General features: G+C 69.4%; 1 pseudogene. It reads right to left on the bottom strand.

Going from position 1 to position 15,470, the window contains the following annotated elements:
• Position 1: 1 nt before the first annotated feature.
• Positions 2 to 15,439: pseudogene (locus ACRXBZ_RS35465) on the bottom strand (SDR family NAD(P)-dependent oxidoreductase); the annotation flags it as partial.
• Positions 15,440 to 15,470: the final 31 nt, after the last annotated feature.

Below are 15,470 nucleotides of genomic sequence, written 5' to 3'. Positions count from 1 at the left end.
ATCATTCGTTGTCCAGCAGTGCGAAGAGCTCATCGTCGGTGGCAAACTCGACGGAACCACGGACGTCTTCGCTGTCCGGGGTGTCCTCGACCTTCGCGAGCAACACCCGCAGGCGCCTCGCTATTCGTCTGCGAGCGGTGTCCTTGGGATCCGACAGCGATAACGCGTTCTCCAACCGGTCCAGTTCGAAGACGACGTCCGGCGCCGCGTTCGTCAGGACCTTGCCGAGCAAGTACTCGGCCAGCAGAACCGGGGTCGGGTGGTCGAAGGTCAGCGTCGCGGGCAGGCTGAGCCCGAGCGCCGAGCTCAGGCCGTTGCGCAGCTCGAGCGCGGTGAGGGAGTCCAGGCCGAGCTCCCGGAACTCACGCTCGGCCTCCAGCACGGTGGCCCGGTCGTAACCGAGAACCGACGCCACCTCGGCGGTGACGATGCCGACCATGGCGGTCTCGCTGTCCCGCCGATCCAGGCCGTTCAACCGGGCGACGAGGTCGGGGGGAGCCTCGGCGGTGGTCACCGCGGAGCGCCGCGCCGGCGCGGCGACCACTCCGCGCAACAGGTGTGGCACCTCCGGAAGAGCACGGAGCACGCGGAGGTCCAGAGGCACCGCCACCACCAGCGAGCGGTCACCACCGATAGCCGCGTCGAACAGGGCCAGCCCGCTTTCCGGTGAGAGCGGAGGCATGCCGGAGCGCGCGATGCGCCGCAGATCAGCTTCGGCGAGAGTGGCGGTCATCCCGCGATCGAGGTCCCAGGCGCCCCACGCCAGGGACAGCCCGGGCAGGCCCTGTGCGCGTCGGTGTGCGACCAGCGCGTCGAGACCGGCGTTGGCCGCCGCGTAGTTCGCCTGTCCCGGACTGCCGAGCACCCCGGCGACCGAGGAGAACACGACGAAAGCCGACAGGCCGAACCCGCGGGTGAGCTCGTGCAAGTTCCAGGCCGCGTCGACCTTCGGCCGCAGCACCGTGTCCAGGCGTCCCGGGGTCATCGCCCCGAGAACCCCGTCGTCGAGCACCCCCGCCGCGTGGACCACCGCGGTCAGCGGGTGTTCAGCGGGAATCGTGGCGAGCAGCGCGGCCACGGTGTCACGATCCGCCAGATCACCCCCTGATACCCGGACCTCGGCGCCGTGCGCGGTCAGTTCTGCCACCAGGTCCGCCGCGCCGGGAGCCATATCACCGCCTCGGTTCGCCAGCAGCAGGTGTCGCACACCATGTGCAGTCACGAGATGCCGGGCCAGGTGCGCGCCGAGACCGCCAGTACCACCGGTGATCAGGACCGTGCCTTCGCGGTCCCAGACCTGGCTCTCGCCCGGGGCAATCTTGACCAGCCGTCCGAAGTGGACCGTGCCGTCGACGATCCGGGCCTGCGGTTCTCCCGAGGCCAGGACACCCGCCAGGAGCTCGCGGGAAACCGGCCCGCTGTGTGCCGGAGTATCGACGAGGACAAAGCGGCCGGGATTCTCCCACTGCGCCGAACGCACCAGACCCCAGACCGCCCCCTGTCCGACGTCCGTCTCGGCGTCATGGGTCACCAGAACCAGGCGGGCGCTGCCCGACCGCTCATCGGCCAGCCACCGCTGGAGGTGGCTCAGAACATCGGTCACCGTCGCATGTATCCCGCCGGAGGGCACGCCGAGCAGCACGACTTCGGGTCTGAGCTCACCCAGCTCGGCCAGGTCAGCGCCAACCGGGACACCTTCGACGACCGGCTCACCCAGCGCCACCCAGCCGTCCCCATCGGCGGCCGCCGCGGGCACGTCGACCGGTGTCCACTCCAGACCGAGCAACGCGTCCCGGCCGGTGGCGATCGTGAGCCGGTTGGCCGCGAAAGGCCGCAGCACCAGGGAACCAACCGACGCGATCGGCTCCCCGGTGGTGTCGGCCACCGCGATCGACACCGAGTCAGAGCCGGTCGTGGTCAACCGGACCCGCAGCGCCGAAGCCCCGTGGGCATACAAGGAAACGTCGCTCCAGGAGAACGGCAACCGGGTGCCTTCGGCTTCGGCGAGACCCGCGAAGGCCGAGGTCTGCACCGCCGCGTCCAGCAGCGCCGGATGCAGCCCGAAGCCAGCCGCTTCGGCGCAGGCCGCCTCGGGCAGTGAGACCTCCGCGAACACCTCGTCGCCCCGCCGCCAGGCGGCCGTGAGCCCCCGGAAGACCGGGCCGTAGGTGAACCCGGCGTCGAAGGCAATCTCGTCGTAAAAGCCTTCCAGGTCGACCGGTTCGGCGCCGCTGGGAGGCCAGAGCGCCGTGTCGAACGCGGGGCCGGAACTCTCGGCCGGCAACAGCACCCCGGTGGCGTGCCGGGCCCACGACTGGCCGGAATCGTTGTCCGCGCGAGAGAAGACGTGCACCTCACGGCCGGCGGAGTCTTCGCCACCGACCGTCACCTGGAGCAGCACCGCGCCGTTTTCCGGGAGGACCAGCGGCGCTTCCAGGGTGAGCTCGCCGATCCGGCCGTAACCGGCCTCGTCCCCGGCGCGGATGGCGAGTTCGACGAAGACGGCGCCGGGGACGAGCACCGAGCCCGCCACGACGCGGTCCGCCAGCCACGGGTGGCTGTGCACTGAAAGCCTGCTGGTGAACACCAGCCCACCGGAATCCGGGGTCTGCAGGGACATGCCGAGCAATGGGTGCCCAGTCGCGTCGAGCCCCGGGGCCGAACCGCCGCGCGCGGGAGCGCCGTCGGGCCAGTATCGCCGGCGTTGGAAGGGGTAGGTGGGCAGGTCGATCCGGCGTGCGCCGTGGCCGTGGAACACTCCGCGCCAGTCGATGCCAACGCCGTGGACATACAGCCGGGACAGCGCGGCGGTGATGGCCTCTTCTTCACCGCGGTCCTTACGCAGGAGCGGGACCGTCAGCACGTCGGTGCCGAGGTTCTCCTGTGCCATGGCCGTGGCCGCGCCGTCCGGCCCGAGTTCGACGAACCCTGTCACGCCGAGGTCGGCGAGCAGGGTGACACAGTCGGCGAACCGGACCGCTTCGAGTACATGCCGGACCCAGTATTCTCCTGAGCACATACCGTCTCCGGCGTGGTCACCGGTCACCGCCGAGATGATCGGGATCACCGGCTCACCAAAGGACAACCCTTCGGCGATCTGACCGAACTCGTGCAGCATCGGCTCCATCAGCGGCGAGTGGAACGCGTGGCTGACATCGAGCCACCGCGTCCGCCGCCCCCGCGCCGCGAACTCCTCGGCGATCGCGGCGACCGAGCTCTGCTCACCGGAGATCACCACTGACCCGGGCCCGTTGACCGCCGCGATCGACACCCGATCAGCGACCCCCGCCAGCAGCGGAAGGACCTCCTGCTCGGCCGCCTGGACCGCGACCATCACCCCACCAGCGGGCAGCGCCTGCATCAGCCTGCCGCGCGCGCTGACCAGCCTGCCCGCGTCCTCCAGCGACAACACCCCGGCGACATGCGCCGCGGCGATCTCGCCGACCGAGTGTCCGGCCAGGAAATCCGGCCGTATCCCCCACGACTCGACCAGCCGGAACAGCGCGACCTCCAACGCGAACAACGCCGGCTGGGCATACCCCGTCCGTACCAGCGATTCCGCCTCGGGCGTGCCCGGCTCGGCAAACATGATCTCGCGCAATCCCGGTTCCAGGTGTCCGGCAACCTCGTCGAACGCGCGGGCGAACACCGGGAACCGGGCATACAGCTGACGGCCCATACCCGCACGCTGGCTACCCTGCCCCGCGAACAAGAACGCCACCCGGCCGGAGTCCCGCCTCACCTGCTCGGCCACCCGGCCACCGGTCGCGTACGCTCCCAGCTCGGCGAGCAACCCCGCCCGCCCACTACCCGTCACGACCGCCCGATAGTCCAAAGCGGACCGGCTGACCGCCAAGGAATACCCCACATCGAGCGGACTCGACACGGAATCCTCCACAAAGGACAGCAGCCTTGCCGCCTGGGCGCGCACCGCTTCAGGTGTTCGCGCCGACAACACCCACGGCACCACCGCGGGCTCGACTGGGGCGGCCTCCTCGACAACCACAGCCGGAGCCTGCTCAACGATCACATGCGCATTGGTGCCGCTGATCCCGAACGCCGACACCCCAGCGCGACGCGGCCGCCCTGTCTCCGGCCACACGCCCTTTTCGGTCAGCAGCTCGATCGCACCGCTCGCCCAGTCTACGAACGTGGATGGTTCCGTCACGTGCAACGTCGTCGGCAGCACGCCGTGGCGGATCGCCATGACCATCTTCATGATCCCGGCGACCCCGGCGGCGGCCTGGGTGTGCCCGATGTTCGACTTCACCGACCCCAACCACAACGGCCGTTCCCGGTTCTGACCGTAGGTCGCTAGCAGCGCCTGCGCCTCGATCGGGTCACCCAGCACCGTGCCCGTGCCATGCGCCTCGATCACATCAACATCCGAGGTGGACAAGCCTGAAGCCGCGAGCGCCTGCCGGATCACCCGCTGCTGCGACGGGCCGTTCGGCGCGGTCAACCCGTTCGACGCACCATCGGAGTTCACCGCGGAACCCCGCACCACAGCCAGCACATCGTGCCCCAACCGCCGAGCCTCCGACAGCAGCTCCACCACGAGGACCCCGACCCCCTCGGCGAGCCCGAACCCGTCGGCGCTGTCGGAGAAGGCCTTGCACCGGCCGTCGACGGACAACGCGCGCTGGCGGCTGAACTCGACGAACTCGCTGGGCTCGACCATCACCGCCACGCCCCCGACCAGCGCGAACGAGCACTCGCCAGCTCGCAGCGCCTGCCCAGCCAAGTGCAGCGCCACCAGCGACGACGAGCACGCCGTGTCGACGGTGACCGCGGGCCCCTCCACCCCAAAGGTATAGGCCAACCGCCCGGACATCACGCTCGGCGAGTTCCCGGTGCCGATGTGACCTTCGAGCTGCGCGGCGGCGGGCGTTTGACCCAGCATCCCGGCGTATCCGATGGCCGAGCAACCGATGAACACCCCGCCGGAGCGTCCCTTCACCGAGGTCGGGTCGATGCCCGAGCGTTCGAGGGCCTCCCACGACGTCTCCAGCAGAAGCCGTTGCTGCGGGTCTATGGCGAGCGCCTCACGCGGGGAGATCCCGAAGAGCCCCGGATCGAACCCGGCCGCGTCGTCAAGGAAGCCGCCGTGTCGCGTGTAGCTCGTGCCAACGTGGTCGGGATCGCTGTGGTGCAAGCCATCCAGGTCCCAGCCGCGGTCGGTGGGGAACGGGGCGATGACGTCGGCGCCGCTGGAGACGAGATCCCACAGGTCTTCCGGGGAGTTCACGCCGCCCGGGTAACGGCAGGCCATCCCGACGATCACCAAAGGATCGTCCGAAGTGGATGGGCCGCTGCGCGTTGTCGCGGGTACCGGGTCCGCGCCGCCGGTGAGCGCGGCCACGAGGTGGTCCGCGAGCGAGACCGGCGTCGGGTAGTCGAAGGCCAGGCTCGCCGGCAGGCGAAGCCCGGTCGCTTCGTTCAGCCGGTTGCGGAGGTCCACGGCGGTGAGCGAGTCGAAGCCCAGCTCGACGAAGGCGCGGTCCGCTTCGACCGCATCGGGGCCGTCGTACCGCAGGACGGCCGACGCCTGCGCGCGCACCAGATCCAAGACGACGCGGGCACGTTCGGCTTCCGGCAGTGCAGCCAGTCGCCCGCCGAGCTTAACCGTGGCGCCCGAGCTGGTCGTCGCGGAGCGCCGGACCGGATTCCTGACCAGCGAACGCAGGACGTACGGGAGTCCGGGCCGCGCTCGCAGCGCGGGCAGGTCGAGGCGAGCCGAGACGACCACGGGCTCGTCGAGCCCGGTCGCGAAGTCGAACAACGCCAGCCTCTGGTCATCGGAAAGTGGCAGCACGCCAGCTCCGGTCAGGGCAGTGTCCTGGCTCCAAGCCAGTGAAATGCCAGGCAGCCCGAGACCGCGACGGTACGCGGCCAGCGCATCCAGCCCGGCGTTCGCCGCCAGCACGGCAGCCTGTCCGCCGCCGAACAGTCCAGCCGCCGACGAGAAGACCACGAAAGCCGACAGGTCCAGGTTCCGGGTTAGTTCATGCAGGTTCACCGCAACGCCGAGCTTCGACCGGAGCACCTCGTCCAGTCGCTCAGGGGTCAACTCCGCGACGCCGTCCTCGCTGGTCGTCTCTTCGGTGTGGAGCACGGCCGTCAGCCGCAGCGGCGAGAGGACCTCGGCCAGCGCGTCGCGGTCGGCGAGGTCGCAGCCGACCACACGGACGTCGGCGCCGTGCGCGGACAGTTCCGCGACGAGATCCGCGCCGTCCTCACCGGTACCGCCGAGCAGCACCAGGTTCCGCACACCGCGCTCCTCCACGACATGGCGGGCGAGCAGCGCGCCCGGACCGGTGGTGCCGCCGGTGATCACCACGGTGCCCTCGATGTCCCACGGCCGCGAAGACTCCGGCGGGCCCGGCACCCGGGCCAGCCTGCCGAGGAGGACCTCCCCCGCACGCACCACGACCTGCGGCTCACCCGTACCCACCGCGGCGGGCAACGCCCTCACCGAGGCGGGATCTTCGTCGATGTCGACCAAGACGAACCGGTCCGGATGCTCCGCCTGTGCCGCGCGAACCAGGCCCCACACCGAACCCGAGGTTGCGTCGGTCTGCCCATCACGGGTGACGAATACCAGTTTGGCGGCCGCGAACCGCTCGTCGCCCAGCCACTCCTGGATTCGCCCGAGCACCTGGCCGGCGGTTTCGCTCGCCACCGGCACGAGCAGTGTTTCGGGAACCTCGCCGTCGAACGCGTCCAGCCCGGCGGCGACCGGCAGCCCGAAGCCCTCGTCGTCCAGCACGGCCCACCGCTCCACGCTGGGATTCGACTTGGTAACCGCGGCGATCCACACCAGCCGGAACGCCCAGTCCCGGGGCGACGCGGCCGTCGCGTGCGAGGCTCCCGCCGATGCCGGACGCAGGGTCAATGCCTCTACGGACGCCACCGGTGCCCCGGCCGGATCGGCCAGCGTGAGTGAGATGGTGTCCGTGCCGGTCCGTCGTAGTCGCACCCGCAGGTGCGTAGCGCCGGTGGCGTGCAGGAAGACCCCGTTCCACGAGAACGGCATCCGGCCGGCAGGCCCGTCGAACCCGGCGAACGCCGCCGTGTGCAGGGCCGCGTCGAAAAGTGCCGGGTGCAGCCCGAATCCGTGTGGGTCGATGCCCTCGGGTAGCGCGGCTTCGGCGACGATCTCGTCACCGTGACGCCATGCGGCGGTCAGTCCCTGAAACACCGGGCCGTAGCCGAAGTCCGCGTCGGCCAGTCGCTGGTAGAAGCCCTCCAGGTCGATCGGTTCGGCACCGGGCGGGGGCCAGTCACCCGGCTCGGGCGGTGTGATGGGTGTACTGGTGGGTGTGCTGGTGCAGAGCACACCGGTCGCGTGGCAGGCCCAGACCGTCTCGGTGTCCTCATCGGTGCGAGAGTGGACACGGAACACCCGCCGGCCGGACTCATCAGGGCTTTCCACCGCGATCTGGATCCGTACCCCACCGGTGTCGGGAAGCACGAGAGGTTTTTCCAGGGTGAGTTCTTCGAGGTGGTCACAACCGGTCTGATCACCCGCCCGGAACGCGAGTTCGACATAACCCGTAGCGGGGAACAGGACCCTCCCGGCCACGGTGTGCTGGGCCAGCCAGGGATGGGTGCGCAGGGAGACACGACCGGTGAACACATAGCCGTCCATACCGGGAAGTTCGACCCCGGCGCCGAGCAGGGGGTGATCCACCGTGCCCAGCCCGGCCGCGGTCACATCACCAGCACCGGCCACCACCTCGGGCCAGTAGCGTTCACGCTGGAACGGATACGTCGGCAGGCTCACCCGGCGCGCACCCGGAAAAACCGGGGCCCAGTCCACACCCACGCCACGGACATGCACTTCCGCGACCGACCGCAGAAACCGGTCCAGGCCACCCTCGCCGCGACGCAACGACCCGACCACCAGCGCCTGCTCCCCGGCGGTGTCGGTGATCGCGGGAGTCAGCACCGGATGGGGACTGACCTCCACGAACACCCCGAACCCCCCGGCCAGCAAAGACTCGGTGGCCTGCTGGAACCGGACGGTCTCACGCAAATTCCGGTACCAGTAACCGGCATCCATCCCGGTGGTGTCCAGCACCTCGCCGGTCACCGTGGAATACAACGGAATCCGCGCCGCCACGGGAGTGATTCCCGCGAGATCCTGCAGGATCTGCTCCCGAATCACATCGACCTGACCGGAATGCGACCCGTAATCCACCACGATCCGGCGTGCCCGCACCCCCGCCGCCACCCACTCCTCGACCAACCCGTCCAACGCCGGCACATCACCGGAAACCACCACCGACGACGCACCGTTGACCGCCGCCACCGACACCCCATACCGCCGCGCATACCCCTCGACCTCGGCCACCGGCAGCGACACCGCCACCATGCCACCACCCCCGGCCAGCACCCGCAACGCCCGGCTGCGTAACACGACCACCCGGGCCGCGTCCCGCAACGACAACGCCCCCGCCACACACGCCGCGGCGATCTCGCCCTGGGAATGCCCGAGCACCGCGTCCGGGACCACACCCAACGATCGCCACAACGCCGCCAACGACACCATCACCGCCCATAACACCGGCTGCAACACATCCACCCGCGCCAGCGCCACCTCGTCATCGAGGACATCCAGCAACCACCAGTCGGTGAACTCCGACAACACCGCCGCACACTCCGCCATCGAGTCCGCGAACACCCGCGACGAGCCCAGCAACCCACCCGCCATCCCCAGCCACTGCGACCCCTGCCCCGGGAACACGAAAACCACCTTGCCCACCGTTCCCGCCGCACCCACCACCACCCCCGGCACAGACCCACCCCCCGCCAACGCCGCCAACCCCACCGCCAACGACTGCCGGTCACCGACCACCACCGCACGATGCTCGAACACCGCCCGCGTCGTCACCAACGAGAAACCCACATCCGACAGGTCCTGTCCCTCCACCAACGACACCAGCCGCGCCGCCTGCTCCCGCACCGCCCCCGGTGACTTACCGGACACCACCCACGGCACCACAGCCGACACCGCCCCGGCCACCTCAGCAGGCTCGGCCGCATCGGCCGGCTCGGCCGCATCGGTCACGTCGGCTGCGGGGGCGGTTTCTATGATCACGTGTGCGTTGGTGCCGCTGATCCCGAACGAGGACACCCCCGCCCGCCGCGGACGCCCGGCCTGTGGCCAGGACACCGACTCGGTCGCCAACTCCACCGCGCCACCAGCCCAGTCCACATGCGAGGACGGCCGGTCCACATGCAACGTCGGTGGCACCACCCCATGCCGCATCGCCATCACCATCTTGATGATCCCCGCCACCCCCGCCGCGGCCTGGGTATGCCCGATATTCGACTTCACCGAACCCAACAACAACGGCACATCCCGGTCCTGCCCATACGTCGCCAGCAACGCCTGCGCCTCGATCGGATCACCCAGCCTCGTACCCGTGCCATGCGCCTCCACCACATCAACATCCGAGGTGGACAAGCCCGACACCGCCAGTGCCTGCCGGATCACCCGCTGCTGCGACGGACCATTCGGCGCGGTCAACCCATTCGACGCGCCATCCGAATTCACCGCACTCCCACACACCACCGCCAGCACCTCATGCCCCCACCGCCGCGCATCCGAGAGCCGCTCCACCACCAACACCCCCACACCCTCAGACCACCCCGTACCATCAGCCGCCTCCGCGAACGACTTACACCGGCCATCCCGCGACAACACCCGCTGACGACTGAAATCCACAAACGCACCCGGCGTGGACATCACCGTCACCCCACCGGCCAACGCCAGATCACACTCCCCCGACCGCAACGCCTGAACAGCAAGATGCAACGCCACCAACGACGACGAACACGCCGTATCCACCGTCACCGCCGGCCCCTCAAACCCAAACTGATACGCCAACCGCCCCGACACCACACCACCCGCATTACCGATACCCAGATAACCCTCGACATCCCCAGGGAAACTCACCAACGGCGAAGACGAATAATCGTGATACATCGCACCAACAAACACCCCACCCCGGCTACCCCGCAGCAACGTCGGGTCGATTCCCGCACCCTCGAACGCCTCCCACGACGTCTCCAGCAACAACCGCTGCTGCGGATCCATCGCCAACGCCTCACGCGGCGAAATCCCGAAAAACCCGGAATCGAAATCAGCCGCCTCATACAAGAAACCGCCCGCACGCGTATACGACCTCCCCACCTTCCCCGGATCAGGGTCATACAAACCCTCAACATCCCAGCCACGATCAACAGGAAACCCCGAAATACCATCCCCACCCGAACAAACCAGATCCCACAAACCCTCCGGCGAACCCACACCACCCGGATAACGGCACGCCATACCCACGATCACAACCGGATCATCCGACACCGACGCACGCACCGTGCTGGCCGCCGGACCGGGAGCGATCTCACCCATCAGCTCGGACAGCAGGAACTCCGCCAGCAGCGCGGGGGTGGGGTGGTCGAAGACCAGGGTCGCAGGCAGCCGGACCCCCGTCGCGGTGGTTAGGGCGTTGCGCAGTTCCACCGCGGTCAGGGAATCGAAGCCCAGATAACCGAACGTCTGTCCGGCATCGATCGCCGTCGCGCTCGAATGTCCCAGCACCACGGCGATCTGCCCGCGCACCAGGTCGGCCATCGCCGAACCGCGAGCGGTGGGATCCAGTCCCGCGAGCCGGTCCCGCAGGGTGGCGGACCCGGCTGCGCCCGTGGCCACCGAGCGCCGGACGGGGTTGCCCACCAGACCACGCAGGACCGCCGGGACCTCGGCCGATCCGCGCAGGCGACCGTCGAACCGCATCGCCACGACCACCGGCTCGTCGCCCCCGAGCGCCGCGTCGAACAGGGCCAGGCCCTGGTCGACCGACATCGCCGACATGCCGGCACGTTCCATCCGGCGGATGTCGGAGCCGGCGATCCCGGCGTTCATACCGCCAGAAATCTCCCATGCGCCCCAAACCACGGACAGCCCGGGAAGCCCGAGCCCACGCCGGTACTGCACCAAGCCATCAAGAAAAGTGTTCGCCGCCGCATAATTGCCCTGCCCCGCGGCGCCGAACATCCCGGCAACCGAAGAGAACACAACGAAAGCCGCGAGACCGGAATCCCGTGTCAGCTCGTGCAGGTTCCAAGCCCCATCAACCTTCGGGCGCAACACGGTATCCAGACGCCAAGGCGTCAACGCGTCGAGCACACCGTCGTCAAGCACCCCCGCGGCGTGGATCACCGCGGTCAGCGGATGCTCAACCGGAACCGACCCGAGCACCTCAGCCAACGCGCCACGATCGGCGACATCGCAGGCAACCACCCGGACTTCAGCACCACGCGCGGCCAGCTCCGCGACCAGCTCCGACACGCCCCCGGCATCCGGACCTCGGCGGCTGAGCAGCAGCAGGTTCCGCACTCCACACTCAGCCACGAGGTGCCGGGCCAGCAAGGCACCAAGACCACCGGTACCACCGGTGATCAGCACAGTCCCGTCACCGGCCCACGATCGCGCCGGGGAAACCGCCGGAACCCGCACCAGCCGGCCAACCCGCACCTCTCCGTTCCGCACAATGACCTGCGGCTCGCCGGCAGCCGCTGCACTCGGCAGGGCAGCCAGAGAGCCGGCGTCGGTATCGATCAACACGAAACGGTCCGGGTACTCGGTCTGTGCCGAACGGAAGAGACCCCATGCTGCGGCGGCGACCACGTCGGTCACCTCGCCGAGCCCACCGCGCGTCACGAAGGCCGCGCGGACAGCGGCAAACCGGGGATCGGCGGCCCAAGTCCGCACCAGATCCAGCACCCGCGTGGTCATCTCGCGCACCGCTGCGGGTGTGTCCGCCGAGCTGGCTTCCAGGGGGATCAGCACCGTATCGGGTGTCGCCCCCGCGTCGAGCGCGGCACCCAGTTCAGCGAGATCCACATAGGACTCCGCGCCGGGCAGAACCAGCTCGCCCAGCACCGCGACCGTCCCGGCGGTACCCGCCGGCACGGGTGACCATTGCAGCCGGAACAGCGAATCCCGTCCCGGCAGGACCAGTGTTCCGAGATCGGCCGGCCGCAGCACCAGTGATTCGATCGAGGCCACTGGCCGCCCGGTCTGGTCAGCGACGTCGATCGACGCGACGTCCGTGCCGGACCGGACCAGCCGCACGCGCAACACCGATGCGCCCGTGGCGTACAACGAGACTCCGCTCCAGGAGAACGGCATCCGGCCCGCGGGCTCGTCGAACCCGGCGAACACCGACGCCCGCACGCCCGCGTCCAGCAGCACCGGGTGCAGGCCGAATTCATCGGCGCCGATTTCCTCATTCGCCGAGACCTCGGCAAAGACCTCGTCGCCGCGGCGCCACACCGACTTGAGTCCTTGGAATGCCGGGCCGTACACCACGCCCGAGTCAGCGAACCGCTCGTAGAATCCGGCAAGATCGACCCGATCCGCGCCCTCCGGCGGCCACACGTCGAGTTCGGCTCCGGAGGTGTGATCCCCGGGGGCGAGGATCCCGTCGGCGTGCCGGGTCCATTCGCCGTCAACCGCGTCGTCGGCGCAGGAGTAGACGCGCACCGCCCGACGGCCCGCCCCGTCCGGTCCGCCCACCACGACCTGCACCGCGACAGAGGTGTGCTCGGGCAGCACCAGTGGTGCCTCCAGGGTGAGTTCTTCGACTCGGCCGCAGCCGGCTTCGTCACCGGCCCGGATGACCAGCTCGAGGAAACCCGTTCCCGGCAACAGGACAGCGCCCGCGACCGCGTGGTCGGCCAGCCACGGATACAACGCGACCGAGAGCCTGCTGGTCAGCAGGAACCCGGCCGACTCCGGCAGCTCGACGGCCGCGCCCAGCAAGGGGTGTGCAACGGATCGCAAGCCCAGCGCGGGCGCGGCCTTGGCCACCGGCAACGCCTTCGGCCAATACCGTTCCCGCTGGAACGCGTAGGTGGGCAAGTCCACGCGCCGGCCGCCGGTCAGCACCGCGCTCCAGTCGAGTGGAACACCCTGTACGAATAGCTCACCCAGCGCTGCCATGACCGCCGTCTCTTCGGGGCGGTCGCCGCGCAGCAAGGGAATCGCGGTGGCTTGAACGTTGTCCTGGATCATCGAGGACAGCACACCGTCCGGGCCGAGCTCCACGAAGGTCGTGGCGCCCTCGGCTTCCAGTGCTTTCACCCCGTCGGCGAAACGCACGGTCTCCCGGACGTGACGCACCCAGTACTCCGGTGTGCTCCATTCGTCCGTCACCAGCCCGCCGGTCACCGTCGACACCGCGGGGATCGACGGCTGCCCGAACGACAGCCCCCCGACGACACGGCGAAATTCCTCGAGCATCGGGTCCATCAACGCCGAATGAAACGCATGACTCACCTTCAAGCGACGGACCTGGAAACCGTTCACCTGCGACACGGCCGCCTCGGTGCCGGCGATCACCACCGACCGCGGACCATTCACGGCGGCCAGCGAAACTCCTTCGGGCAACGGCGAAAGCTCTTCCGCGGAAGCCTGCACAGCCATCATCACGCCCCCCGGAGGAAGCGCCTGCATCAAGCGAGCGCGCGCGGTCACAAGAGCGCAAGCTTCGTCGAGGGACAGCACACCGACGACATGCGCCGCCGCGATCTCGCCGATCGAATGCCCCGCGACGAAATCGGGGGCGATCCCCCACGAGTCCAGCAACCGGAACAAAGCGACTTCAAGCGCGAACAACGCGGGCTGTGCGTATCCGGTCCGCGCCAGCAGCTCCTCGTCGTCAGGCACCGGAGTCCCCAGCAACGCCGTGATCTCATCGAAGGCACGAGCGAACACCGGGAACCGGACATACAGCGCACGCCCCATCCCCAGCCGCTGACTTCCCTGACCAGCGAACACAAACGCGGTCCGAGCCGATGCTCGGGAGAGCACGCCACCGCTCGACGAGCTGTCCGCCAGCGCGCGCAGCCCGGCCACGAGGTCATCGTGGTCACCGGCGACCGCCGCACGGCGCTCGAACACCGACCGCGCCGTGGCCAGCGAGAAGGCGATGTCGGCGGGCCGCTGTCCAGCTACAACGGACAGCAGGCGGGCAGCCTGGTCACGCACCGCCTGCGCGGACTTCCCCGACAGCACCCACGGCACAATCTCCGCAGCTGGTTCTACCGCGACAGCCTCGGCTCGTGGCGCCCGCTCGATGATCGCGTGCGCGTTGGTGCCGCTGATCCCGAATGAGGACACCGCGGCTCGGCGTGCGCGGCCGGTCTCTGGCCAAGGCTCGGCCGACGTCAGCAACCTAACGGCACCGCTCGTCCAGTCCACATGGGATGACGGTTCGTCCACATGCAACGTCCGCGGGACCACGCCGTGGCGCATCGCCATGACCATCTTGATGACCCCAGCCAGCCCAGCCGCGGCCTGGGTGTGCCCGAGGTTCGACTTGACCGACCCGAGCAGCAACGGTCGCTCCACCGGGCGGTCCCGCCCGTAGGTGGCAAGCAGCGCCTGCGCCTCGATCGGGTCGCCGAGAGTGGTTCCGGTACCGTGCGCTTCGAGCACGTCGATGTCGGCGGGAAGCAGCGCGGAAGCCGCCAGCGCCTGCCGGATGACTCGCTGCTGCGAAGGTCCGTTGGGCGCGGTGAGCCCGTTAGACGCACCATCGGAGTTCACCGCGGTCCCGCGGACCACCGCGAGCACGTCGTGCCCGAGACGCCGGGCGTCGGACAACCGCTCGACCATGAGCATCCCAACGCCCTCGGACGGTCCGAATCCGTCGGCGGCCGCCGAGAACGCCTTGCAGCGGCCGTCCGGGGAAAGCCCGCCCTGACGGCTGAACTCCACGAAGCTCTCAGGTGTGGCCAGCACCGTCACCCCGCCGACCAGCGCGAACGAGCACTCGCCCGCCCGCAGCGCCTGGCCCGCGAGGTGCAGGGCGACCAGCGAAGACGAACAGGCCGTGTCCACCGTGACAGCCGGTCCCTCGAGACCGAAGGTGTAGGCCAGCCGTCCGGACATCACGCTGGAGTAGCTACCTATACCGATGTGCCCGGCGAGCCGCTCCGCGGCGCGGGTCTGGTTCAGCGATTCGGCGTAGCCCGTCTGGAAGGCGCCGACGAACACCCCTCCAGTGCTCCCCTTGACCGTGGCGGGGTCGATGCCGGCACGCTCGAACACCTCCCACGACGTCTCCAGCAGCAACCGCTGCTGCGGGTCCATGGCGAGCGCTTCCCGCGGGGAGATCCCGAAGAAGGCGGGGTCGAAGTCCGCTGCGTCGTGCAGGAAACTGCCCGCGCGCGGGCAGCTCACGCCGTGCTCGCCCTGGTCGATGTCGAGCAGGGTCGTGAGGTCCCAGCCACGGTCATCCGGGAGCTCGGAGACGACGTCGCGGCCGTCGGAGACCAGCTGCCACAGTGCCTCCGGCGAGGCCACTCCGCCGGGGAAACGGCAAGCCATGGCCACGATCGCGATCGGTTCGTTCGCGGCGGCTGAGAGCTTTTGGTTCTGCGAGCGCAGCCAG

Source organism: Saccharopolyspora hattusasensis (assembly GCF_050972075.1).
GTDB classification, from domain to species: Bacteria; Actinomycetota; Actinomycetes; order Mycobacteriales; family Pseudonocardiaceae; genus Saccharopolyspora; species Saccharopolyspora hattusasensis.
The sequence above is the reverse complement of the archived record's forward strand: the minus strand, read 5'-3'. Positions and strand labels throughout refer to the sequence as shown.